At 70.8% G+C, this 24,522-nt stretch carries 21 protein-coding genes; 9 read left to right on the plus strand and 12 right to left on the minus strand.

The annotated features are described in order from the left end of the window. The coding region (locus Q0599_RS05290) for an ABC transporter substrate-binding protein (RefSeq protein WP_298826690.1) at positions 1–674 on the minus strand (674 nt) is incomplete at its 3' end. Positions 675–821: 147 nt separating this feature from the next. Here Q0599_RS05290 and Q0599_RS05295 point away from each other — a divergent pair. The 6 genes from Q0599_RS05295 (at position 822) to Q0599_RS05320 (ending at position 8,033) form a co-directional block, all read left to right on the plus strand. Next, positions 822–1,760, plus strand: a complete 939-nt coding sequence (locus Q0599_RS05295) for an ABC transporter permease (protein ID WP_298826693.1) — start codon at positions 822–824, stop codon at positions 1,758–1,760. Next, positions 1,757–2,800 carry an ABC transporter permease gene (locus Q0599_RS05300; RefSeq protein ID WP_298826696.1) on the plus strand — a complete coding sequence of 348 codons (1,044 nt, stop codon included), beginning with the start codon at positions 1,757–1,759 and terminating at the stop codon, positions 2,798–2,800. Before Q0599_RS05295 ends, Q0599_RS05300 begins: the two co-directional genes overlap by 4 nt. Before the next feature lie 4 nt (positions 2,801–2,804). Beyond that, entirely contained in the window at positions 2,805–4,505 is a 1,701-nt protein-coding gene (locus Q0599_RS05305) for an ABC transporter ATP-binding protein (protein ID WP_298826699.1), read from the plus strand. 248 nt (positions 4,506–4,753) lie between these two features. Continuing rightward, a complete protein-coding gene (locus Q0599_RS05310; protein ID WP_298826702.1) occupies positions 4,754–4,975 on the plus strand; it encodes a hypothetical protein in 222 nt (73 codons plus the stop codon). Between the two features lie 382 nt (positions 4,976–5,357). Next, on the plus strand, positions 5,358–6,347 hold the full coding sequence (locus Q0599_RS05315) for a tripartite tricarboxylate transporter substrate binding protein (protein WP_298826705.1): 990 nt from the start codon (positions 5,358–5,360) through the stop codon (positions 6,345–6,347). Then, the gene (locus tag Q0599_RS05320) at positions 6,348–8,033 is read left to right on the plus strand and encodes a SulP family inorganic anion transporter (protein ID WP_298826707.1); all 1,686 of its coding nucleotides are present in this window, start codon (positions 6,348–6,350) and stop codon (positions 8,031–8,033) included. It begins immediately after the preceding gene. Between the two features lie 3 nt (positions 8,034–8,036). Here the strand turns inward: Q0599_RS05320 and Q0599_RS05325 are convergent, their stop codons facing one another. The 5 genes from Q0599_RS05325 to Q0599_RS05345 all read right to left on the minus strand — a co-directional run bounded on the left by Q0599_RS05325 (position 8,037) and on the right by Q0599_RS05345 (position 13,997). Next, positions 8,037–9,722 carry an AMP-binding protein gene (locus Q0599_RS05325; RefSeq protein WP_298826709.1) on the minus strand — a complete coding sequence of 562 codons (1,686 nt, stop codon included), beginning with the start codon at positions 9,720–9,722 and terminating at the stop codon, positions 8,037–8,039. A 69-nt stretch (positions 9,723–9,791) separates the two neighbouring features. Further along, positions 9,792–10,613, minus strand: coding sequence for an HDOD domain-containing protein (locus Q0599_RS05330; RefSeq protein ID WP_298826712.1), 822 nt, complete (start codon positions 10,611–10,613; stop codon positions 9,792–9,794). A 128-nt stretch (positions 10,614–10,741) separates the two neighbouring features. After that, on the minus strand, positions 10,742–11,503 hold the full coding sequence (locus Q0599_RS05335) for a TSUP family transporter (protein ID WP_298826714.1): 762 nt from the start codon (positions 11,501–11,503) through the stop codon (positions 10,742–10,744). A gap of 204 nt (positions 11,504–11,707) precedes the next feature. Continuing rightward, complete coding sequence (locus Q0599_RS05340) at positions 11,708–13,255, minus strand: HAMP domain-containing sensor histidine kinase (protein ID WP_298826715.1); 1,548 nt, start codon at positions 13,253–13,255, stop codon at positions 11,708–11,710. Between the two features lie 10 nt (positions 13,256–13,265). Beyond that, a complete protein-coding gene (locus Q0599_RS05345; protein WP_298826717.1) occupies positions 13,266–13,997 on the minus strand; it encodes a response regulator transcription factor in 732 nt (243 codons plus the stop codon). A 125-nt stretch (positions 13,998–14,122) separates the two neighbouring features. Here Q0599_RS05345 and Q0599_RS05350 point away from each other — a divergent pair, with 125 nt between their 5' ends. Beyond that, the gene (locus Q0599_RS05350; protein ID WP_298826720.1) at positions 14,123–14,659 is read left to right on the plus strand and encodes a sigma-70 family RNA polymerase sigma factor; all 537 of its coding nucleotides are present in this window, start codon (positions 14,123–14,125) and stop codon (positions 14,657–14,659) included. Here Q0599_RS05350 and Q0599_RS05355 read toward each other — a convergent pair. The 3 genes from Q0599_RS05355 to Q0599_RS05365 form a co-directional block, all read right to left on the minus strand. Next, complete coding sequence (locus Q0599_RS05355; protein ID WP_298826723.1) at positions 14,649–16,940, minus strand: bifunctional diguanylate cyclase/phosphodiesterase; 2,292 nt, start codon at positions 16,938–16,940, stop codon at positions 14,649–14,651. The two genes, Q0599_RS05350 and Q0599_RS05355, sit on opposite strands and share 11 nt — an antisense overlap. A 12-nt stretch (positions 16,941–16,952) precedes the next feature. Continuing rightward, positions 16,953–18,632, minus strand: coding sequence for a GMC family oxidoreductase (locus tag Q0599_RS05360; protein ID WP_298826726.1), 1,680 nt, complete (start codon positions 18,630–18,632; stop codon positions 16,953–16,955). Between the two features lie 284 nt (positions 18,633–18,916). Then, positions 18,917–19,555 (minus strand): MarC family protein, encoded by a 639-nt coding sequence (locus Q0599_RS05365; protein ID WP_298826728.1) that lies wholly within the window; start codon positions 19,553–19,555, stop codon positions 18,917–18,919. Between the two features lie 214 nt (positions 19,556–19,769). Here Q0599_RS05365 and Q0599_RS05370 point away from each other — a divergent pair, with 214 nt between their 5' ends. Next, positions 19,770–20,249 (plus strand): RNA-binding protein, encoded by a 480-nt coding sequence (locus tag Q0599_RS05370; protein ID WP_298826730.1) that lies wholly within the window; start codon positions 19,770–19,772, stop codon positions 20,247–20,249. Between the two features lie 135 nt (positions 20,250–20,384). On the opposite strand, the gene Q0599_RS05375 is transcribed toward Q0599_RS05370, so the two are convergent. Genes Q0599_RS05375 through Q0599_RS05385 form a run of 3 tightly spaced genes read right to left on the minus strand, consistent with a single transcriptional unit; the run spans position 20,385 to position 22,423 of the window. Then, complete coding sequence (locus tag Q0599_RS05375) at positions 20,385–21,164, minus strand: SDR family oxidoreductase (RefSeq protein ID WP_298826733.1); 780 nt, start codon at positions 21,162–21,164, stop codon at positions 20,385–20,387. 6 nt (positions 21,165–21,170) lie between these two features. Further along, on the minus strand, positions 21,171–21,848 hold the full coding sequence (gene lptC, locus Q0599_RS05380) for an LPS export ABC transporter periplasmic protein LptC (protein ID WP_367180903.1): 678 nt from the start codon (positions 21,846–21,848) through the stop codon (positions 21,171–21,173). Then, positions 21,845–22,423 carry an HAD family hydrolase gene (locus Q0599_RS05385; protein ID WP_298826735.1) on the minus strand — a complete coding sequence of 193 codons (579 nt, stop codon included), beginning with the start codon at positions 22,421–22,423 and terminating at the stop codon, positions 21,845–21,847. Before Q0599_RS05385 ends, lptC begins: the two co-directional genes overlap by 4 nt. A 65-nt stretch (positions 22,424–22,488) precedes the next feature. On the opposite strand from Q0599_RS05385, the gene Q0599_RS05390 reads away from it, so the two are divergent. Further along, positions 22,489–24,489, plus strand: coding sequence for a monovalent cation:proton antiporter family protein (locus Q0599_RS05390; RefSeq protein ID WP_298826737.1), 2,001 nt, complete (start codon positions 22,489–22,491; stop codon positions 24,487–24,489). Positions 24,490–24,522: the final 33 nt, after the last annotated feature.

Genomic DNA, 24,522 nt, shown 5'->3' on the forward strand with positions numbered 1-24,522 from the left:
ACCGGGTGCTCCATGATCTTGTCGCCGTAGGCCTCGACCACCTCGCGCGCCACCGCGCCGAAGCTGCCGGCGTCGGTCATCACATCCTGGTGGAAGCGCGGCGCCGGTTCGGCCAGCCTGACCTGGAAGGTGTAGCGGTCCAGCGCGCGCAGGCCCTCCACCTCCTGGTCGTAGGGGAAAGGAGTCTTGTCCTTGACCACTTGGCGGCGCAGCTCCGACAGGCCGAGGATCTTGGCGTTCTCCAGCCTGTAGAGGTTGGGGCTGTTCCAGCGCGGGTCGAAGTGGCGCTTCAGGCTGTAGACATAGTCTGCCGCCACCAGCTCGCGCCGCCGGCCCTGGAAGGCCGGGTCGTCGGCAAAGTAGATGCCCGGCTTGAGCCGGAAGGTGAAGGTGCGGAAGTCGGCACTGATCTGCGGCATCTCGGCGGCGGTGTTCGGCTTGAGCTTGAACGGCCGGGCGAGGAAGTCGAAGGCCAGCGGCGTCTCCAGGATGCCGGCGACCACGGTGCGCGAGTACAGGTCGGAGATCTGCGCCGGATCGAAGCCGGTCTCGGCGATCGGGAAGGCGTAGCGCAGCACGCGCGGCGGAGCGTCGGCCGCGGGCGCCTGCTGGGCCACCGCGGCTGCGCAGCTCAGCGTGAGGATCAGGCCCCGGGTGAGGGCACGCAGGAACATCGCTTCAACTCCTGGGCAAAGGTCGCGTGAAGTCTATAAGCGGATGGCATGCGAGTTGCGTGCCCGGCCCCGAGGGCAAACACCGGGGCAGGGGCATTTGGCCCCGGCCCTAGACTCGCGCCTGCATTCCCTGGAGTTCCTTCGCGCATGGCGGCTTACCTGATCCGGCGCCTGTGGCAGATGGTCCCGACCTTGCTCGGCGTCGTGCTGCTGGTGTTCTTCCTCTTCAAGGCCTTCGGCGGCGACCCGGCGGAGATCCTCGGCGGCCTGTCGGCCTCGCCCGAGCAGATCGATGCCATCCGCCAGCAGCTCGGCCTGAACGAGCCGTGGTGGGTGCAGCTGGGCATCTTCCTCAAGCAGATCGCCACCTTCGACTGGGGGCGCAGCTGGGCCACCAACGAATCGGTGGCCAACCTGTTCGCCACCCGGCTGCCGGCCACGCTGACGGTGATGGTGCCCATTCTCATCCTCGACACGCTGCTGGCCATCCCCATCGCGCTGCTGGTGGCCTACCTGCGCGGATCGCTGACCGACCGCACGATCATGGTGGCGACCACCGTCGCGCTGTCGATCTCCTTCCTCGTCTACGTCATCGTCGGCCAGTACGTGTTCGCCTTCCAGCTCGGCTGGTTCCCGGTGCAGGGATGGACCGACAGCGTGGCGACCAACCTGCTCGTCTACACGCCGCTGCCCGTGTTGCTGGCGGTGATGGTGGGCATCGCGCCGCAGACGCGGTTGTACCGCACCTTCTTTCTCGACGAGATCGGCCAGGACTACGTGCGCACCGCGCGCGCCAAGGGCCTGACCGAGCCGCGCATCCTGCTCACCCACGTGATGCGCAACGCGATGATCCCCATCCTCACCAACGTGGCGGTGTCGCTCCCGGGCATCTTCGTCGGCTCCTTCCTGATCGAGGTGTTCTTCTCGATTCCCGGCCTGGGCCGCGAGGTGCTGCTGGCGGTCAACCGCAGCGACTACCCGGTCATCCAGGCCGTCACCGTCTACCTCGCAGTCATCACGATGGTGGTCAACCTCCTCACCGATGTCCTCTACAAGCTGGTCGACCCGCGGGTGGTGCTGAAATGAGCGCCGTACTGACGATGAGCGCGGCGGCGCGCCGCTCGGAAGGCGTCTGGGCCGCCGCCTGGCGCCGCTTCAAGAGCGATCGCGTCGGCATGGTGGCCATGGCGGTCGTCGCCGGCTTCGCGCTGCTGATGCTGGCCGCCGGCATGGGCCTGGTGGCCCGCGACTGGCAGAAGGAGGTGGGGGTACCCAACGCGCCGCCGACCTTCGTCGGCCCGGCAGCCAAGCAAACGAGCAGCGCCATCCCGGTGCCCTCCGGCCCGAACGCCGACATCTCGGCGGTGGACCCGCTGGCGCCGCGCTACGCCGAATGGGACGAGCTGGCCAAGAAGTACCGCACCACCGAGGCCGTCAAGCACGATACCCTGCCGTTCGGCGGCGATCGCCTCGGCCGCGACGTGCTCTCCAAGGCGATCAAGGGCGCGGAGATCTCGGTGTTCGTCGGCGTCGCCGCCGCCATCGTCGCCACCCTGATCGGCACGGTGCTCGGCGCGCTGGCGGGCTTCTTCGGCGGCCGGCTGGGCGACTTCCTCGAGTGGGTCTACAACGTCTTCACCTCGATCCCCGGCATCCTGCTGATCTTCGCCTTCGCGGCGGTGGCCGGGCGCGGCGTGCAGTCGGTGGTGCTGATCCTCGGCCTCACCGGCTGGACCGGCATCTACCGACTGGTGCGTGCCGAATTCCTCAAGCACTCGGTGCGCGAGTACGTGCGTGCCGCCGAGGCGATCGGCGCGAGCACGGGCTCGCGCATCTTCCGCCACATCCTGCCCAACGTCAGCCACGTGATCCTGGTGCAGCTGTCCATCCTCGTCGTCGGCTTCATCAAGGCCGAGGTGATCCTGTCCTACCTGGGCCTGGGCGTGAGCGTCGACCAGGTGTCGTGGGGCACCATGCTGGCCGAGGCGCAGAGCGAACTGATCCTCGGCCACTGGTGGCAGCTCGTCGCCGCGACGGCCTTCATGGCGGTGTTCGTCACCGCCTTCTCGCTGATGACCGATGCGCTGCGCGACGCGCTCGATCCGAAGCTGCGCGGCGCGGAGTAGATCGATGCTGTTGACCATCCAGGACCTGCGCGTGCGCTTCCGCATGGGCCGCGGTGCCCAGGCCACCTACGCGGAGGCCGTCGGCCGCGGCGAGCAGGGCGTGAGCTTCGACGTGCCCGAGAACACCACCGTGGCGCTGGTCGGCGAGTCCGGCTCGGGCAAGAGCGTGACGGCGATGTCCATCCTCAACCTGCTGCCGGAGAACGCCGAGCGCCACGGCCGCATCCACTTCCAGGACCGTGACCTGCTCGGCGCGTCGCTGCCCGAACTGCAGGCGCTGCGCGGCAAGGACATCGCCTGCGTGTTCCAGGACCCGATGACGTCGCTGAACCCGGTGTTCACCGTCGGCCACCAGCTGTGCGAGCCGATGCAGCGGCATCTGGGCATGAACCAGCGCCAGGCGCTGGAGAAAGCCGAGGCGCTGCTCGCCGAGGTCGGCCTGCCCGAGCCGAAGCGGCGGCTGAAGGCACATCCGCACGAACTCTCCGGCGGCCAGCAGCAGCGCGTGATGATCGCGATGGCACTGGCCTGCGAGCCCAAGCTGCTGATCGCCGACGAGCCGACCACCGCGCTGGACGTGACCATCCAGCGCCAGATCATCGAGCTGCTCGCGAAGCTGAAGGACAAGCACCGCATGAGCATGCTGTTCATCAGCCACGACCTCGCCCTGGTCGGCGAGATCGCCGACCGCGTGGTGGTGATGCGCCAGGGCACGGTACGCGAGCAGGGCGCGGTGGCCGACATCTTCGCCCGCCCGCAGGATCCCTACACCAGGGCCCTGCTGGCCTGCCGCCCGACGCTGGAGCAGCGCAGCGCACGGTTGATGGTGATCGACGACCACATCGGCGGCAACGGCGCTGTGTCGGCGCGCATCGCGAAGGCGAAGGACCCGGCCGCGCCGGTGGTCCTGGAAGCCACCGGCATCACCAAGAGCTTCTGGATCCGCCGCGGCGTGTTCGGCAGGCGCGAATTCCAGGCCGTCAAGGGCGCCAGCTTCACGCTCCGGCGCGGCCACACGCTGGGCATCGTGGGCGAGTCCGGCTCGGGCAAGACGACGCTGGGCCTGACGCTGCTGCGACTGCACGAGCCGGCCGGCGGGCCGGTCGGCGGCAAGGCCATGTTCGACGGCCGCGACCTGCTCTCGCTCAGCCGCGCCGAGTTGCTGCCGATACGCCGCCGCATCCAGGTGGTGTTCCAGAACCCCTATGCCTCGCTGAACCCGCGCTTCACGGTCGCGCAGACCCTGGTCGAGCCGATGGTCATCCACGGCGTTGGCGGCAGCACGGCCGACCGGCAGGGGCGCGCCAGCGCCCTGCTGGCCAAGGTCGGCCTGGATGACTCGGCGCTCAACAAGTACCCGCACGAGTTCTCCGGCGGCCAGCGCCAGCGCATCGCCATCGCACGCTGCCTGACGCTGGACCCGGAGGTGCTCGTGCTCGACGAGGCGGTCAGCGCGCTCGACGTCTCGGTGCAGGCCCAGGTGCTCAACCTGCTGAAGGACCTGCAGGACGAACTCGGCCTCGCCTACGTCTTCATCAGCCACGACCTGGCGGTGGTGCGCTTCATGGCCGACGAAGTGCTGGTGATGAAGGACGGCCAGGTGGTCGAGCAGGCCGGCGTGCGGCAGATCCTCGAGGCGCCGCGCGAGGAGTACACGCGGCGGCTGCTCGGCGCGATCCCACGCGGTTACAGAGCCGCGGCCTGAAGGCTCGCTCGCCGCCAAGCCGCGACCGGATTGGTCGGGCTTGTATCGAAGCACTTACATAACAGCCGCTTTTCGCAAGCGGCGCCGCGGCGTCGATTCCGGAAGAGGACGGCATTCGTGACTTTTCGCACGCTGGCGGTGTCGTGCCGAGATGGCACGGACGTTGCGCTCGTCACGCACACAGGCCCGAAGCGCGTACCGACCCCGCCACGACGGACCACCGACCCCAACAGGACGCCGTTGACACCATGCCGCTGACCCGCTCGCAGTTCGCCCCCGCCACCCGCCGCATGCGTCCGGCAGGCCCGCACTGCCGCGGCGGTGCCTCGTCGCTGCTGCGCCTGGCCAACCCGGCCGCACCGCGCCTGCCCAAGGCGCCGGCGCTGTCCGACTGGGTGGCGCGTGCCGCCAGCGTGCTGGGCGCCGGCGCCGAGCAGCGCCCGGCCTTCGCGGCCAGCGAGTTCCGTTGATCGCCATCGAGGAGAGTCGCCATGCCCCCGATTGCACTGACAGCCGCACCACGCGCCACGACCCCGCAGCCGGTGCGCCCCACGACGATTCGGCCGGTGGTCGCGCCGCGCCAGAGCCAGGTTCTGAAGACGGGCCGCGAGCCGGCCCAGCTATCGTTGTTCCCGCGCCCGAGCGGCGCGCGCTGAGCAGAAGGTTTTTCGCGGACTGACACCTGTCCACCAGGGGAAGCGGGCGAATCCGGGGAGGTTGAGAGCGAGCCCCGGACCACACGTCCCGCTTCCCCTTCTTTTTTTGTCGTCCGTCCCGGGAAACGCCTCTGCCGGGCACCCTGCCCGATGCGGGACACTTCAGGGTTCCACCCGACCCTGCAAGGACCCCGAAATGCGCTCTCCCGTCCGCCGCCGCCTGCTCTGCGCCACGGCCGCCGCCCTGCTGCCCTGGCCTGTCTTCGCCCAGACGGCCTGGCCGACCAAGCCGGTGCGCATCGTCGTGCCTTTCGCACCCGCCGGCACCACCGACATCCTCGCGCGTGCGCTGGCGCCCGAGCTGAGCCGCGCCTTCGGCCAGCCCTTCATCATCGAGAACAAGCCGGGCGCCGGCGGCAACCTCGGTGCGGACCTGGTCGCCAAGTCCAGCGACGGCCACACCCTGCTGATGGGCACCGTGGGCACGCACGCCATCAATCCGGCGCTGTACCCGAAGATGCCCTACGACCACGTCAAGGACTTCACGCCGGTCACGCTGGTGGCCGGCGTGCCCAACGTGCTGGTGATGAACCCGGCCAAGGCCGAGTCCTACGGCATCCACAGCGTGCCCGACCTGATCCGCTACGCAAAGGCCAATCCCGGCAAGCTGAACATGGCCAGCAGCGGCAACGGCACGTCGATCCACCTGTCGGGCGAGCTGTTCAAGACCATGACCGGCACTTTCATGGTCCACTTCCCCTACCGCGGCTCCGGCCCGGCCCTGCTCGACCTGATCGGCGGCAACATGGACCTGATGTTCGACAACCTGCCCTCGGCCATGCCGCAGATCAAGGCCGGCAAGCTCAAGGCGCTGGCGCTGACCAGTGCCGAGCGCAGCGCCGCGATGCCCGAGCTGCCCACCATTGCCGAGGCCGGCCCGGTGAAGGGCTTCGAGGCAAGTTCGTGGTTCGGCCTGCTCGCGCCTGCCGCGATGCCTGCCGATGTCGTCGGCCGGCTGCAGCAGGAAACCGCCAAGGCCCTGGGCTCGCCGGCGCTGAAGGAGCGGCTGGTCGCGCAGGGCGCCATTCCCAGCGGCATGAGCCCGTCGGACTTTGCGAGCTTCATCGCCGCGGAGACCAAGAAGTGGGCGGAGGTCGTCAAGGCGTCGGGGGCCAAGGTCGACTGAATGCGCGAGCGGCTCCAGGCCTATCGGCAGCGCGACCTGCGCGACGACCTCGTCGCCGCATTCATCGTCGCCATCCTGCTCATCCCGCAGAGCCTGGCCTACGCGCTGCTGGCCGGGCTGCCGCCGCAGGTGGGCGTGTACGCCAGCGTGCTGCCGATGGCGGCCTATGCGCTGCTTGGCTCCTCGAGCGTCAACTCGGTCGGACCGGTGGCGGTGGTGGCGCTGCTCACCGCCCATGGCATCGCACCGGTGGTGGCCGAGGGCACGCCTGCCACCGCGGCGGCGCTGGTGCTCGCCGCCGAGGCCGGACTGCTGCTCGCCGCGGCGGCGCTGTTCCGCCTCGACGCCCTGGCGGCGCTGCTGTCCACGCCGGTGCTGCACGGCTTCTCCACCGGCGCGGCGCTGGCCATCTCGCTGTCGCAGCTGCCCGCGCTGCTGGGCAGCCCGGCGCGCGGCTTCACCGCGCCGGAGGTGATCGGCTCGTGGTGGGCCAGCGGCACGGCAGGGCATGCACTGACGGCGGTGTTCGGCCTCGGCGCACTGGCCCTGCTGTGGCTGGCGCGGCAGCACGCGCGCGCGCTGCTGGCGCGCTGGCTCGCACCGGCCACGGCGTCCCTGCTCGCGCGCTGCTCGCCGCTGGCCGTCGTCGCTGCCGGCATGGCGCTGGCCTGGGCGCTGGCGGCCGATGTGCGTGGCGTGACGCTGGTCGGTTCGCTGCCGGCCTTCGCGCTGCAGTTCGCGCTGCCGCCGCTCGATGTCGCGCTGTGGTGGCGGCTGCTGCCCAGCGCGGCGCCGCTGGCGCTGGTCACCTTCGTCAGCAGCCTGGCGGTCTCGGAAGGTCTGGCACTGCGCCGCCGCGAGCACATCGACGCGCGGCGCGAGCTCACCGGCCTGGCCGCGGCCGACCTGGTGGCGGCGTGCTCCGCCGGCATGCCGATCGGCGGCAGCTTCTCGCGCGGCGCGCTCAATGCAGAAGCCGGCGCACGCACGCGCGCCGCCGGCGCCTGGGCGGCCTTGATGATGGCGCTGGCCATGCTGCTGCTCACCGCGCCGCTGGCCTGGCTGCCACGCGCCGTGCTGGCGGCGAGCATCGTCATCGCGGTGATGGGCGTGGTCGAGTGGCGCGCCTTCGCCGAGGCCTGGCGCTATTCGCGCGCGGAGTTCGCCGTGATGGCAGCGGTCGGCGCGCTGACGCTGTTCGTCGGCTCCGAGGCGGCGCTGGCCACCGGCGTCGCGCTGTCGATCGGCCTGCTGCTGCAGCGCAGCGCCAACCCGCACGTGGCGCGCATCGGGCGCGTCGGCGACACCGAACATTACCGCAACGTCGAGCGCCACGACGTGCAGGGCACGCCGGGCGTGCTGGCCCTGCGCATCGACGAGAGCCTGGTGTTCACCAACGCGCGGCGCCTGGCCAGCGTGGTGGCGGAGCAGCTCGCCGCAGCGCCCGGCACGACGCGCGTCGTGTTGCTGATGTCCCCCGTGAACGCGATCGACTACAGCGCGCTGGAGGCCTTGCGCGCACTGCACGAGATGCTGCTGGAGCGCGGCATCCGCCTCGACCTCACCGAGGTGAAGGGCCCGGTGCTCGACCGCCTGCGCGCCGGAGCCTGGGACAAGTGGTTCCGCGGCCGCGTGTTCCTCAGCCACCACCATGGCATGCAGGACATCGAGGGTCACGGCCCCTGAACTTCAGCCGGTCGCCCAGATCACCTTGCGCCGCGACGCCACCCAGCCATCGTACTTCGAGGCGTAGACCTCCTCGACGTGGTTGCGCTTGACCTTGAAGGTCGGCGTGATGAAGCCGTTGTCCACCGTCCAGGGCTCGGTCACCACCACGACGCACTCGAGGCGCTCGTGCGGGTCCAGCGGCGCGTTCACCGCGTTCAGGTGCTCCGCCAGCGCGGCCTCCATCGCCATGCGCTGCGCACCATCGCGCGCACGCTGCGCCGCCTCGGCATTGAGCATCACGATGCCCAGCGGTTGGCCCAGGTTGGCCCCGGTGACGACGCAGGCCTCCACGGTGGCGTGCATGACCAGCCGGTCCTCGATCGGCGCCGGGGCAACGTACTTGCCCTTGCTGGTCTTGAACAGGTCCTTCACGCGGCCGGTGATGCGCAGGTAGCCGCCGCTCTCGAGCTGGCCCTTGTCGCCGGTGTGCAGCCAGCCGTCGGGCGTGAAGGCCTCGCGGGTCTGCACCTCCTCCTTGTAGTAGCCGAGCATCAGGCCCGGGCTCTTCATCTGGATCTCGCCGTTGGCCGGGTCGAGCCGGCTCTGCACGCCCTCGTAGGGCAGGCCGACCGTGCCGGGGCGCTGCACGCCGGGAACGGTGGCGTGCGAGACGCCGCAGTTCTCCGTCATGCCGTAGACCTCGATGATCGGCAGGCCGAGCTTGGCGTACCAGGCGAGCAGTTCGGGCGGCATCGGCGCGGCGCCGCCGGCGGCGAAGGTGCACTGGTCAAGACCCAGGGCGGAAAGGATCTTCTTCCTGACGATGCCGCGCAGGATGGGGATCTTGAGCAGCCGGTTCAGCTTCTCGGCCGGCATCTTCGCCTGCACGCCCTGCTGGAACTTGACCCACAGCCGCGGCACCGAGAAGAACACGGTCGGCCGGGCGCGTTGCAGGTCGGCGGTGAAGGTGTCCAGGCTCTCGGCGAAGAACACGCGCATGCCGGTGGCCAGCAGCCCGTGCTCGACCAGCGTGCGCTCGGCCACGTGGGCCAGCGGCAGGTAGCTCAGCATGCGCGCCTGCGAGTCGATCGGCACGCGCTTCAGTCCCGCCTGGGTCGACCAGGCGAAGGTGGCGAAGCTGTGCATCACGCCCTTGGGCGTGCCCGTCGTGCCGGAGGTGTACATGATGGTCGACAGCTCGTCGCCGTCGCGCACCGGCGAGCCCTGCAGCGGCGGCGTGCGCTGGATGATGTCGTTCCAGGTCGGGTAGTCGTTCGGCGGCGACAGCGGATAGCTGATGCAGGGCAGGTCGGCAGGCACGCCCGGCTTCATGGCCTCCCAGCCGTCGAGCTTGCCGATGAACACCAGCTTCGATTCGCTGTGGGTGAGGATCTGGCGGATCGTGTCGGCAGCCAGCGTCGGGTACAGCGGCACCGAGACGTGGCCGGCCATCCAGATGGCCCAGTCGCTCATCAGCCAATGCGCGCAGTTCTTCGACAGGATGGCGATACGGCTGCCCGTGGGGAAGCCGAGCGAGAGAAGGTGAGCCGCCATGCGGCGCGTCTCGTCCATCACCTCGCGCCAGTTCATCTCGCGGATCACGCCGCCGCCCATGGGCTGGGTGAACAGGTTGCGCTCGGGGACGGTCTTCTCCCAGTGGTACAGACGCTGCAGGGCCAGGTGTTCGGGGGCGATGATGTCGCTCATGGGCGGTGCTCCTATGCCGTCGCCACGCTAGTCGATGGCCTTTCCGGCGCCAACCGGGTTGACCCGCGCTCAGGCGCGCTCGCGCGCCACCGCGTTCTCGATCTGCTCCTGCACCTTGCGCGCGCCGCGCAGCGCCAGCATCGGGTCGAGGTCGGCCTGCGGCGCCACTTTCTGCGCCACCACGTCGAGCGTGGCGGGGTCGGTCATCAACGCGTTGGCCAGCGCCGAGAGCGCGCAGATGGCGCGGCGCGGCACCTGCATCGGCAGTTGCAGCGTCGCATGCACCATCACGTGGTAGCGCACGCAGTGCACCGCGGCCGGCGCCAGGCCCCAGGTCTCGCACAGCGCAGCGCCGAGCGCATCGTGGCTGACGCCGAACTCGTCGTGCTCGAGCAGCAGCAGGTCCTCGTCGTTCGCGGCGGCACGCAGGAGCGGCTTGTAGCGCCCCGGCGCGTGGCGGAACAGCACCGCCTTGCCGCATTCCTCGAACAGGCCGGCCGAATGCGCGGCCCAGGGGTCGACGTTGAGCGCCTGGCCGATGCGCCCCATCAGCAGGCCGCGCACGCTGGCGCGTTCCCACACCGCTTCGAGTTCGGGCGCGCTGGGGAACACCGCCTTCAGGCCCATCTCGAAGGTCACCGCGGCCACCTCGCGCGTGCCCAGGTAGGTGATCGCCTGCTGCACGCTCTGCACGCGGCCGCTGAGCCCGTACAGCGACGAATTGACCGACTTCAGCACCGCCGCGGCCAGCGCCATGTCGGACGTGACCAGTGCGCTGACCGCCTGCAGGTTGACGTCCTCGTCGGCGAGCAGCAACGACAGCTTGACCAGCGATTCGGGCTGGGCAGGCACATCGATGTTCAGGGAACGCAGTTGCGGATCGACAGGCATGGGCGGCTCACAGGGCAGGCTCGGGCTCCTGCGGAGATGCTAGGGGCGCGCTGCGGCGGCAAAGCGTCGAATTGGCGGCGCTTCGTGGCGCAATTGCCAGTGCACAGGGCTGATCTGACCCCTGCCGTTCAGCGCAGGAACGCGTCCCAGCCGGTCTTGCCGATCAGCGCCGCGACGACGAGGATGAAGGCCGCGCGGACGAAGCCGGCGCCGTGGCGCAACGCGAGCCGCGTGCCGAGCAGGCTGCCAGCCACGTTGGCGAGCGCCAGCACCGCCGCCACGTGCCACCACACGTGGCCCTTGCTGGCCAGCAGCAGCAGCGCGGCAGCGTTGGTGGCGGTGTTCAGCAGCTTGGCGCTCGCCGAGGCGTTGAGGAAGTCGAAGCCGAGTAGACGCACGAAGAGGAACACGAAGAAGCTGCCGGCGCCCGGGCCGAAGAATCCGTCGTAGAAGCCCACCGCGACGCCGATGCCGCAGGCCATCAGCGTCTGCACGCCCCCCTGCAGGCGCGGCGCGTGGTGACGCCCGAGGTCCTTGCGCGCCAGCGTGTAGGCGAGCACGGCGAACAGCACGATCGGCAGCGCCTTGCGCAGGCCCTCGGGGCTGGCCAGCGTCAGCACCCAGGCGCCGGCGAAGCTGCCCGCCAGTGCCGCGGCGGCCGCGGGCAGGAGCGCCTTCCAGGGCAGCTGCACGCGGCGCGCGAACTGCACCGTCGCCCAGGCCGTGCCCCAGATGCCCGAGCCCTTGTTGGTGCCCAGCAGCGTGGCCGGGCTCGCGCCGGGGTACATGCCGAACAGCGCCGGCACGAGGATGAGCCCGCCGCCGCCGACGATGGCGTCGACGCAGCCGGCGAACAGCGACGCCAGTGCGACGAGGGCCAGTTCGGTCATGAAGTGAAAAGGGCGCCGGGTGGTTGGCCCGGCGCCCCTCGCATTGTGCATCGGCCGTCGCAGCGGCCTGCTGTCTGGCGCTGCCCGCGTGTTCCGCGGCGCGCTCTTGCGTCTCCTCAGTCCCCCGCCCGGACAAGCACCCTGGGATGCCTGCCGCGCAGTGCGCGAACTGTAGGCGGCGTGCCCGAGCCGATGCAGCAGGACTTACCCTGCCCCGTTTGCCGGCGCAGCGGGCGACTGCCGCGGCAGCCACAGGTGCACATGCATACCCCCGCCGGCACTGCTGTCCACCGTCACCGCGCCGCCGTGCAGCTCGGCGATGCGCTTGACGATCGCCAGGCCCAGGCCCTTGCCGCCCTCGCCGGTGGCCGGCGCCACGCTCTGCCGTACCTGGTAGAAGCGATCGAACAGATGCGGCAGGTCCTCGGCCGCGATGCCCGGGCCGCTGTCGCGGACGCTCACCTCGAGTTGCCCGCCGGTGGCGCGGGCCGCCAGCACGACGCGCGCTCCGGCAGGGCAGAACTTCAGCGCGTTGTCGACCAGGTTGGCGACGGCGCGCTCGATCAGCTCGATGTCGAGCGAGGCGAACGGCGGCTCGCTGTCGCCTGCGTGGTCGACCGCCAGCGCCACGCCCTGTCGCGCCGCGCGGTCGGCGAAGCGCAGCGCGATGTCGTCGAGCAGCTCGCCCGCGTCGACACTCTCGCGCCGCAGCGCGAAGCTCGGCTCGTCCAGCCGCGCCAGGTCGCCCAGCGACTGCACCAGCCGCGCGGCGTTGCGCGCGTTGCGCAGCGCCACCTCGACGAGGCCCGCCTCCTCGACGCGTGCAGGGTCGTCGCGCCAGCGCGTCTGCAGCGTCTCCAGGCAGGCAGCGGTGGCGGTGAGCGGCGAGCGCAGGTCGTGCGACAGGTTGCTCACGCCCTCGCGGCGGAAATGGTCGAGCCGGCGCAGCGCTGCCCACTGGCGCTGCAAGGTGGCGAGCATCATCGAGAACGCCTCGGTGAGGCGACCGAACTCGTCGCGGCCGGCCGGCGGCAGCAGCGAACGCGGCGTGGCGGTCAGACCTTCGTCGAGGCCGCGCGCCGACAGCGTGGAGACGGCGTCGGTGAGCCGCTGCAGTGGCCGCGTCACCGCGGCAATGATCAGCCCGGCGAACAGCGTGGTCAGCGCGACGATGCCGGCGATCAGCGCCAGCGCCGGCAGCGCCAGGCTGTTGCGCACCGCCTCCCAGCGCGAGGCGGGCAGCGCGGCCTTGTGGCAGACGAGGTAGAGGTATCCGGCGGTCGATCCCTCGTTGCGGATGGTCGCGCGCTGCACCGGCCGCGCGGCGATCACCGCGTCGTCATCCATGCGCTCGGGGTCATCGCCCATCACGTAGCGGTTGCCGCTGCGCCCTTGCGCCACCGCCGCGGCCTCCTGCACCGGTCCGATCGCGACCTTGAAGCCCGGCGGCAGTTCGGCGTCGCCGCTGGTGGCCAGCACCGTGCCCTGAGCGTCGAGCAGGTACAGCTGCGTGTCGGGTTCGTAGAGCACCAGCCCGCGCAGCCAGCGGCGGAACTCCTCCGGCTGGCGCTGCTGCAGGTCGAGCAGGTCGTCGTACTGCGCGGTGACGCGACCGAGGAAGGCGTTGGCGCGCGCGAACGTGGTCTCGTGCTCGAAGCGCTCGAAGGCGTAGAGCACGGCGGCGATCACGCCGAGCGCGGTGAGCAGGCCGGTGGCGATGACCGTCAGCGCCAGCTTCAGCCGTACCGTCATGGCGTCGCGCTCACGCGCCCGCCTCGCGCATCTTGTAGCCTGCGCCGCGCACGGTGAGGATCAGTTCGGGCCGCATCGGGTCGGCCTCGAGCTTGTTGCGCAGCCGGTTGATGTGCGTCGTCACCGTGTGCTCGTAGCCCTCGTGGCTGTAGCCCCAGACGGCGTCGAGCAGCTGGGCGCGCGAGAACACGTGGCCCGGGTGGCTGGCGAAATGCAGCAACAGGTCGAATTCCAGCGCCGTGAAGTCGATCGCCTGGCCGCGATAGCGCACTTGGCGTTTGGCCGGCTGGATCTCCAGCTCGCCGTGACGGATCACGCTGGACGCGCCGGCGCTCTGTGCCTGCGCGGCACGCAGCAGCTCGGCGCGGCGCAGCAGCGCCTTGACGCGCGCCAGCAGCTCGGCCAGCGAGAAGGGCTTGGTGAGGTAGTCGTCGGCGCCGAGCTCCAGTCCGAGCACGCGGTCGAGTTCCGTGGACTTGGCGGTCAGCATCAGGATCGGCGCCGCGTCGCTGCGGGCGCGCAGCGCCTTGCAGACCTCCAGCCCGTCCAGCCCCGGCATCATCAGGTCGAGCACCAGAAGGTCGCGCGGCTGCGCCGTCTGCTCGGCCAGCGCGGCGGCGCCGTTGGCCACCGCGCTCACCTGGTAACCGGCGTTGCGCAGGTTGAGCACCAGCAGGTCGCGGATGTCGGCCTGGTCCTCGGCGACGAGGATGGCGGCGGCGGCAGGCAGGACGGCAGACATGGCCGGATTGTCGGCCCGCGCGCGCACGACCTTACGCCAATGTGATCTTCCCGTGAGCTTCGGTGAGGGTGCTGCGATCTGGCGCGGCCAGAGTCGGGCCATCGACCAGCCACCGGGACCCGTCCATGAGCCTCGCCCTCTCCGCCCCCGCGTCCGCCGCCAGCCCCGTCGTCGACTGGGCCGAGATGGTCGCGCACCGCGACGCGCTGGTGCGCTTCGCGCAGCGCCGCCTGCTCGACCCCGCGCTCGCCGAGGACGTCGTGCACGACGTCTTCGAAGCCGTTCTCTCCGGCCGCGCCAGTTTCGCCGGCCGCGCCGCGCTGCGCTCCTGGCTGACCGCGATCCTCAAGCACAAGATCGTCGACCTGGTGCGCCAGCGCGCGCCCCTGCGCAGCCTGGAGCATGGCGCGGGCGACGACGAGGCCGGGGGCGCTTACGACGTCGAATGCCCGCAGCCGCGTCCTGACGAGGTGGCCGAGCAGCGCGAGCGCCTCGCGCAGACGCTCGTGCGCATCGGCACGCTGCCCTCCGGGCTGCGCGACGCGGTGCAGCTGCGCCTGATCCAGGACCAAGCCACCGGGGAAGTCTGCCAGGCGCTGGCCATCAGCGAGGACAACCTGTTCGTGCGCCTGCACCGCGCGCGGCGTCAGCTCATGGCCTGACGGCCTCGGGCTGGCCGGGCAGCGGCGCGGCGCGCTCGAGCCAGCGCGCTGCCTCGGCCGGCGCCAGCGGCCGGGCGTAGAGGTAGCCCTGCATCACGCTGCAGCCGGCGGCGCGCAGCGCCTCCGACTGCGCAGGCGTCTCCACGCCTTCGGCGATGACGTCCAGGTCCAGTGCCGCGGCGAGGTCGCAGATCGCCTTCACCACTGCGGTGGCGTCGGACACGGGCAACGGTTCGACCAACGTGCGGTCGATCTTCACCGTGCGCAGGGGCAGGCTGCGCAGCATGTTCAGCGACGAGAAGCCGGTGCCGAAGTCGTCGAGGGCGACCTCGATGCCATGCGCGCGCAGCTGCGCGATGCGTCCGCGCGCCTCCTCCATGTGCGTGACAGCGACGCTCTCGGTGATCTCCAGCGACAGCAGCGAGGGTGGCACGGCGTGGCGGCTCAGCAGCTGCAGCACGTCGTCGCTGAACCCGGGGTCGAACAGCTGCAGGGGCGAGACGTTCACCGCCACCGGCACGCTGTGGCCGACCTCGCTGCGCCAGCGCTCGATCTGCGCGCAGGCCAGCCCGAGGATCAGCTTGCCGAGCGCGCGGATCGTGCCGGTGCGCTCGGCCGCCGGGACGAACTGCAAGGGCGCGATGCGACCGATGTCCGGCCGGTCCCAGCGCACCAGCGCCTCGAAGCCGACCAGCCGCGGCGCGCGCAGCGCACTGCGCACCTCGACCTTGGGCTGGTAGACGAGGCTGAACTCCTCGTTGCGCAGGCCGGCGCGCAGGGCCTGCTCGGCAACCAGCGTCGCGCCGGAGCCACGCTCGAAGCGCTCCTCCGCGAACTGCAGCGAGGTGCCCGGCGTGTGCTTGGCCTCGTGCATGGCCGCATTGGCGGCACGCAGCAGCGCCTCGGCGCCGCGGCCGTGCGCCGGGTGCAGCGCCACGCCCATCGAGGCATCGAGGTAGAAGTCGTGCCCCGGCACGGCCACCGGCAGCGCGAGCAGCTCGCGCACGCGCTGCGCCACCGTGTGCGCGCGGCGCTCTGCGTCGTCCGCGGGGGCGAGCAGCGCGAATTCGTCCTCGCCGAGGCGCATGGCCTCGGCCTGGCCGCGCAGGGTCTCGCTCAGTCGCGCGGCCAGTGCGCGCAGCACGTCGTCGCCGACCGAATGGCCATGCGCCTCGTTGAAGAGCTTGAAGCGGTCGACGTCGAGCAGGAGCAGCGCGAAGCCGGTGCCGGAGGCGCACAGCTCGCGCAGCCTGGCCAGCAGCGCGCTGCGGTTCGGCAGCCCGGTCAGCTCGTCGTGCGTGGCCTGGAAGAGCAGCGCAGCGGTGGCATCGTGCTGTGCGGTCTCGTCGCTGACCACCACCTGCTCGGCAGGCTGGCCATCCCAGTCGACACGCCAGGCGGAGAAGCGCAGGCGGATCGGCGAGCCGTCGAAGCGGAAGCGCTGGCCGGACCAGCGGGCCTGATCGATCTCGCCGGCGATCAGCTGGCGGTGGCGCTCGCGGCCGGCCGCCCGCTCGACCTCGGGCATGGTGGCTTCGCGCCACAGCGTGCGCACCTCGTCCAGCGAACTCAGGCCGTAGATGCGCAGCATGGCCGGGTTGGCGTAGAGCATTTGCTCGCCGCGCAGCACGGCCACGCCCTGGTGGGAGTGTTCGGTCAGGCGCATGAAGCGCTCGCGCGCCAGTCGCGAGGCCTCCGCCGACAGGCGCACGGCCGCGTGCAGCAGCGTCAGGCCCACCGCCATGCGCAGCACGGCGGTGACGAACGAGGCACGCTCACCGCCGGCTTCGCCGAGCAGCACGAACTGGAACTGGTTCAGCGCCAGCAGCACGAGCAGCACACCGGCCAGCCGCTCCGCGCCGCCACGCCGCCACAGCCAGACCGCCGCGGCCGCGCCCACCCCCAGGTTGAGCAGCGCCACCGCGGCCAGCGCCGGCACGGGGCCGAGCAGCGGCAGGACCACAGCCGCGGCGAGCAGCAGCAGCCCCCCCCGCTTGCGCTGCCGCGCGTCGAACGGGCGGCGCGCCAGGTACCCCACGCCCACCGCCAGCAGGCCGGCGGACAGCAGCGCCAGCGCCACCAGCGCCATCAGGGCCGCGCCGCGCAGCCAGGGCTCGGGCCGGTACAGCGCCGCGAAGGCCGGGGGCAGGCCGGCGTGCAGGAGAAAGGCCAGCCCGACCAGACGCAGGAAGGCCTGCTCGCGGTCACGCCGCCACGCGGCGAGCAACGCCACGCCGAACGTCAGGCTGACGGTGACGCTGAAGAGGTAGACAGGGCTCACGCGCGGCGTCGCTCAGCGTGCGTCACCGGCGATCCACTGCGCCGCACGCTCGGCGATCATCAGGGTGGGCGAGTTGGTGTTGCCGCTGGTGATGGTGGGCATGATGCTGGCGTCGGCCACGCGCACCCCGGCCACGCCATGCACGCGCAGCCGCGCGTCGACCACCGCCAGGGGGTCGCTGGCCGGCCCCATCTTCGCCGTGCCTACCGGGTGGAAGATCGTCGTGCCGATGTCGCCGGCCAGGCGTGCGAGTTCCTCGTCGCTGCGGAACTGCACCCCTGGCTTGAACTCGCGCGGCTCGTACCTGGCCAGCGCCGGCTGCGCGACGATGCGCCGGGTCAGGCGCAGCGACTCGGCGGCGATGCGGCGGTCCTCGTCGGTGGACAGGTAGTTCGGCGCGATGCTCGGGGCGTCGGCGCAGTCCGGTGTGCGGATCCGCACCGAGCCGCGGCTGGCCGGGTTCAGGTTGCACACGCTGGCGGTGAAGGCGTTGAAGCGGTGCAGGGGCTGGCCGAAGGCGTCGAGCGACAGCGGCTGCACGTGGTACTCGAGGTTGGGGTGCGGCCGCGACGGATCGCTGCGCGTGAAGGCGCCGAGTTGCGAGGGCGCCATGCTCATCGGCCCGCTGCGCTTGAGCAGGTATTCCAGGCCGATGCGCGCCTTGCCCCACCACGAGCTGGCCAGCGTGTTCAGCGTGGTCACGCCGTCGACCCGGAAGACGGCGCGGATCTGCAGGTGGTCCTGCAGGTTCTCGCCGACGCCCGGCAGTTCGTGCTCGACGCGGATGCCGTGCCGCTGCAGCAGGTCCGCCGGCCCGATGCCCGAGAGCTGCAGGATCTGCGGCGTGCCGATCGCGCCGGCGGCGAGGATCACCTCGCCGCCCTCGCGCAGCCGTGCGTGGATCGGCTCGGGACCGCCCTGCGGCAGCACCTCCACGCCGACGACGCGGCGCGAACCGTCCCACGAGCCTTCGCTGTCGCGGTGCGCGAGCAGCAGCCGGGAGATGTGCGCACCGGTCCACACCTGCAGGTTCTCGCGCCGCTGCACCGGCCGCAGGAAGGCCTTGGTGGCATTCCAGCGCACACCGGCGCGCTGGTTGACCTCGAAATAGCCCACGCCCTCGTTGTCGCCGCGGTTGAAGTCGTCACGCGCCGGGATGCCGGCCTGCTGCGCCGCCTGCGCGAACGCGTCGAGGATCTCCCAGCGCAGGCGCTGCCGCTCCACGCGCCACTCGCCGCCGGCGCGCGCGCCGGTGGGATCGAAACCGGGAGCGGCATGGAAGGCGTCGGCGCCCTTGTGGAAGTCCTCGTGCTTGAGGAAGAAGGGCAGGCAGTCCTCCCAGCGCCAGCCCTCGTTGCCGAGCGATTCCCAGTGGTCGTAGTCGCGCGCCTGGCCGCGCATGTAGATCATGCCGTTGATGCTGCTGCTTCCGCCCAGCAATTTGCCGCGCGGGTAGCGCAGCGAGCGGCCGTTGAGGCCGGGATCGGGGTCGGTGGCGTAGAGCCAGTCGGTGCGCGGGTTGCCGATGCAGTAGAGGTAGCCGACCGGGATGTGCACCCACACGTAGTCGTCCTTGCCGCCGGCCTCGACGAGCAGCACGCGCTTGCTGCGGTCGGCACTGAGCCGGTTGGCGAGCAGGCAGCCGGCCGTGCCGGCGCCGCAGACGATGTAGTCGTATCGGGTCTCGCTCATCCCAGCCCTCGTGGTGTGGCAGCGATGATAGAAGAGCCGCTCAGCGCGGCAGCGGCGGCAGGCGGTCGGTCATGGCGAACCCCGGCAAGGGCGAACGACCAGCGGTCCGCGCAGCGTTTCGCCCGGCCAATGCGCCAGCGTGCCGGCCAGCGGCAAGGCGGCGGCCGGACGGTGCAGACCAGCGCGTCGACGAGGTCGTCGAGATAGCTGACTGCGGCCCGCCGGGCCCACGGCCGTCGCCGTCGCGGCACCGGCCGTGCGGGAGACCGGCGTCGCGCCGCCGCTCACCGCACCTCGCCGGCGAGCATCGGGAACAGCTTGACCAGACCGTCGCTCATCACCTCGACCGCCAGCGCGGCCAGGATCAGGCCCATCAGCCGCGTCATCACGTTGATGCCGGTCTGGCCGAGCACACGGGCGATGCGGCCGGACAAGCCGAACGCCAGCCACACCGCCAGGGCGATCACCACGCCGTAACCGACCAGCACGCCGAGCTCCCACCAGTGCCGGGTCTTCTCGGCGTAGATGACCATGGTGGAGATGGTCGCCGGCCCGGTCAGCAGCGGGATGGTCAGCGGCACGACGGCGATGCTGTCGCCGGCGTCGACCTTGCTGTCGCCCGCCGTGACGTCCTCCTTGCGACCCTCGGCCGGCTGGGCGTTGAGCATCTGCAGCGAGGAGATCAGCAGAAGCATGCCGCCACCCACCTGGAAAGAGGCCAGCGAGATGCCGAAGAACTCGATGATCTTGATGCCGGCCAGGGCGCTCACCGCGATGACGCAAAACGCACTGAAGGCGGACACGCGGATGGTGCGCGCGCGCTGTTCCCGGCTGAAACCCTGCGTGAAATGGATGAAAAAGGGGATTACGCCGATCGGATTGACGATGGCCAGCAATGCGATCAACGGCTTGAAAAGGTCCATGCCCCCATCCTAGTGCCGGCGCATGGGGACATCCGGCGCCAGGTCGCGCCGCACGTCAGCCCGAAAACAACACTTTCTCGCTCGTCTCGGTGCGCACTTTTGCGCAGTTCACTTATATTCGCCAGTCTGTGTATGGACGCGGCGCCTTCGCTTGAATGGTTCACGATGGGTAGAAGCTCCACATGGTCTGTAGGAAATGGAAAGGGGCTCACCCATGGGCAACAAACTCTACGTCGGTAATCTCGCCTATTCGATCCGCGACGAAGATCTTCAGCAGTCGTTCTCGCAGTTCGGTACGGTGACGTCCGCGAAGGTCATGATGGATCGCGACACCGGTCGCTCGAAGGGCTTCGGCTTCGTCGAGATGGGCTCGGATGCCGAGGCGCAATCTGCCATCAACGGGATGAACGGCCAACCGCTGCAGGGCCGTGCCCTGGTGGTCAACGAGGCCCGCCCGCGCGAGGAGCGCCCGGGCGGCTTCGGTGGCGGCGGCCGCGGCGGCTTCGGCGGTGGCGGCGGCTACGGCGGCGGTGGCCGCTCCGGTGGCGGCGGCTACGGCGGCGGTGGCGGTGGTGGCGGCTACGGCGGTGGTGGCGGTGGCCGCTCCGGTGGCGGCGGCTACGGCGGCGGTGGCGGTGGCCGCTCCGGCGGCGGCTACGGTGGTGGCGGTGGCGGCAGCCGCGGCGGCTACTGAGCCGAACTCCGTTTCACCGAGAAGGGGCGGGTGCGAAGGCACGCCGCCTTTTTTCATGCCCCGGACTCGAACGGGTCGAATGCGGACGGTTTGGCTTCGGTCGATCGCGCCAGACCAGCCGCCGGCGCGAGGGCGTCACCCGCCTTGCCGGTGCTTGCGAGGCCGGCCGGACAGTACGCGGTCGAACAGCGCGTTCGGCAGCAAGCGCAGCAGCTTCGCCACCACCCCCATCTGCCAGGGAATCACGCGGTAGCTCGTGCCCGCGGCGATGGTCCGATAGGCACGCTCGGCAAAGTCGTCGGCCGTCAGCAGGAAGGGCATGCTGTAGCGGTTCTGTCGTGTCAGCGGCGTATCGATGTACCCCGGCAGCAGCGTGACCACGCGCACCCCGTCGCCGCGCAGTTCGCCGCGCAGGCTCTCGCAGTAGCTGATCACCGCGGACTTACTCGAGCAGTAGGCACCATGGCCGGGCAGGCCGCGGATGCCGGCCACGCTGGCGATGCCCACCAGCGTGCCGCCGCGGCGCTGGCGCATCGCGCGCATGAAGGGGTGGAAGGTGGCGGCCACGCCGATCACGTTCGTCTCGTAGGTCGCCCGCATCACCTCGAGATCGTCGAAGATCTCGGTGTCGAAGCCCACGCTGATGCCGGCGTTGGCGATCACCACCTCGGGCACGCCCTGGGCCGCGATGCAGGCGCGGCCCGCGGCCTCGATCGCCGCGAGGTCGCGGACGTCGGCGACGTAGACGCCGGCCTCGGCCCCGCTGCAACCCTGCGCCTGCACCCAGGCGCGCACTTCCGCCTCGCGGCGCGCCACCAGCGCGAGCCGGTAGCCGGCGCGGCGGAAGCGCACGGCCAAGGCCTGGCCAATGCCGCTGGAGGCGCCGGTGATGAAGACGAGCGGGGCGGTGTTCATCGCGCCTCACGGTTCGCCGGGTCTTGCACGCACGCTGAAGGTGGCGCGCTGCCGCCCCTTCAGCTCGACGACGCGGGCAAGGTTGTCGTACTCCATGCCGTCGGCACGCAGCTCGGTGCTGCCCTGGCGCACCTGCACCGGCAAGTGCGAGCGAACCCGCTCGGTGTTCAGGAAGGCATGCAGGAACTCGCTGCGGAACTCGACCACGTCGCGTGGCGAGTCGGCCTCGCGCACCACCTGAGCCGATCCGAACAGCTGCACTTCGCTGCCGTCGCCATTGGACAGCGCGCGCAGCGCCGAGGCCACGGTGACATGTCCATCGGGGCCGATGGCACGAATGCGCGGGCTCTCGATCTCCAGCGTGTCGGTGTCGGGATAGTGGCGCAGTTCCGTGCCCTCGATCTGCACGCGCAGGCGGCCGTCGATGGCGAAGCGCTGCACGGCGAAGCGCTGCATGGTGTAGTCGGGCTCGTGGCGCGGCGGCGCCGTCACGGGCTCCGCCTCGGGTCGCGGCGCCACGGTCGCCAGCCACCACGTGCCCAGGGCAAGCGTCCCCATCAGCAACACCGGCAGGTAGGCAGTGCTGGCCTCCATCAGGCGCAGGTGCCATGGCAGGCGCAAGCGGCGCCGGTCGGTTGCCGGTGCCGGCGCGAGTGCCGCCAGGTCTTCGAGCGTGTCGGTCACCGACCACCATCCAGGGTCACGAGGTGCCCGCGCAGCAGCTCCGCGTAGCGGCCGGCCGCAGCGAGCAGCAGGTCGCAGCACTCGCGCGCCGCGCCATGGCCGCCCTCGGCGCGCGTCACATGGTGGGCGATCGCACGCACCTCGGCATGCGCGCCCGCCGGTGCACAGGCGAAGGCGGCGCGCGTCATCAGCGGCAGGTCGGGCCAGTCGTCGCCCATCGCCGCCACGGCGTCCCAGCCCACGCCCAGCGTCGCCAGCACCGGCATCGCGGCGGCAAGCTTGTCGCCGGCGCCGTACACCGCATGCACGATACCGAGGTCGGCGACACGCCGGCGTACCGCCGGCGAGTCGCGCCCGGTGATCACCACCGGCACGATGCCCCCCTGCGCGAGCAGCTTCAGGCCATGGCCGTCGAGCGTGCTGAAGGCCTTGAAGGCCTCGCCCTGCTCGCCGACGTAGATTCGCCCGTCGGTGAGCACGCCGTCGACATCGAAGATCGCCACGCGCACGCCCTGAGCACCGAGCAGCAGCTCGGGCGGGAACTCGATCGCCGGGTTGATTGCGGTCTGCGGCATGGCCGCCGCAGTCTAGCCCAGCGTCATGCGTCCAGTAGCATCGGCCCATCCCCCTTCCCGCGCGCATGGCCTCCACGCTCGAACTCGTCCTGCTCTACCTGGTGGCTGCGGTCACCGGCGTGGTCGCCTGCCGGCTGGCGCGGTTGCCGCCGATGCTCGGCTACCTGGTGGTGGGCGTGCTCATCGGCCCCAACGCCACTGCGCTGGCCAAGGACTCGGCCGGAGTCCAGTACCTTGCCGAGTTCGGCGTCGTCTTCCTCATGTTCGTCATCGGGCTGGAGTTCAACCTGCCCAAGCTGAAGAGCATGCGCAAGCTGGTGTTCGGGCTGGGCCTCGCGCAGGTCGTGCTGACCATCGTCGGCTCGGTGGCAGGGCACTACCTGCTGCTGTGGCTGTTCTCCTTCGGCCCGCGGCCCTGGGAGCTGTCCTGGCAGGGCGCTATCGTGCTGGGCAGCGCGATGGCGATGTCGAGCACGGCCATCGTCGTGAAGCTGATGGCCGACCGCCTCGAGCTGGAGAGCGAGCACGGCCGCCGCGTGATGGGTGTGCTGCTGTTCCAGGACCTGGCCGTGGTGCCCCTGCTGGTGCTCATCCCGGCACTGAACTCGGGCGGGGCGGACATGGCGGTCTCGCTGGGCTTCGCCGCGCTGAAGGCGATCGCCCTGCTCGCCGTGCTGCTCGTCGGCGGGCAGCGGGTGATGCGTTGGTGGCTGACGCTGGTGGCGCGGCGCAAGAGCGAGGAGCTGTTCGTCCTCAACCTGCTGCTGATCACGCTGGGCCTGGCCTGGCTGACTGAACACTTCGGACTCTCGCTCGCACTGGGCGCCTTCGTCGCCGGCATGCTGGTGGCCGAGACCGAATACAAGCACCAGGTGGAGACGGACATCCGGCCGTTCCACGACGTGTTGCTAGGGCTGTTCTTCATCACCATCGGCATGAAGCTCGACTGGCGGCCGGTGCTGGACCAATGGGCTCTGGTGCTGCTGCTGTCGCTCGGCCCGGTAACGGCGAAGTTCGTGCTCGTCGCCGCGCTGGCGCGGTTGTTCGGTGCCGCGCCCGGAACCGCGCTGCGCACAGGCCTTTACCTCGCCCAGGCCGGCGAGTTCGGCTTCGTGCTGCTGACGCTGGGCGCCGCGAACAGGCTCATCGATCCGCAGTGGCTGAGCCCGGTGCTGGCGAGCATGGTGCTGTCGATGATGGCCACACCGCTGCTGGTGATGTACAGCAACCGCATCGTCATGAAGCTGTCGGCGACCGACTGGCTGATGCAGTCGGTGGCGATGACCACGATCGCCAAGCGCTCGATCAACACAGCGGCGCACGTCATCATCGCCGGCTACGGGCGAAGCGGCCAGAACCTGGCGCGCATCCTCGAGGGCGAGCGCATCCCCTACATGGCGCTGGACCTCGACCCCGACCGCGTGCGCCAGGCCGCCGCCGCCGGCCAGAGCGTGGTGTTCGGCGACGCCGCGCGCCTGCAGAGCCTGATGGCCGCTGGCCTGGCGCGTGCCAGCGCGGTGGTGGTGAGCTACCAGGACACTGCCTCGGCGCTGAAGATCCTGCACCTCGTCCAGGAACACGCCCCCAAGGTGCCGGTGATCGTGCGCACGATCGACGACAGCGAGATGGAGAAGCTGCGTGCGGCCGGTGCCACCGAGGTGGTGCCCGAGGCGATCGAGGGCTCGCTGATGCTGGCCAGCCATGCGCTGGCACTGGTGGGCGTGCCGATGCGGCGAGTGATCCGCGTCGTCCAGGACCAGCGCGACGCGCGCTACGGCCTGCTGCGCGGCTACTTCCACGGTGCCGACGACGACACGGTGGACGACCTGCAGACGGCGCGGCTGCACAGCGTGACGCTGCCGGCGGCGGCAGCCAGCGTCGGGCAGACGCTTGCCAACCAGGCCCTGCATGCGGTGGGCGTGACGGTGGTCTCCGTGCGGCGCGCCAGCGGCGCCGTCAGCAAGCCCGACGAGGCGATGGTGCTCGGACCCGGCGATACGCTGGTGCTCTCGGGCCTGCCCGAGCCTCTGGCGCTGGCCGAAGGCAAGCTCCTCGGCCGCACCTAGTCGCGCTGCCGGCTTGGGCCCACAATGCGCGGC

Source organism: uncultured Piscinibacter sp. (genome assembly GCF_937952055.1).
In the GTDB taxonomy this organism is placed as follows: domain Bacteria; phylum Pseudomonadota; class Gammaproteobacteria; order Burkholderiales; family Burkholderiaceae_C; genus Piscinibacter.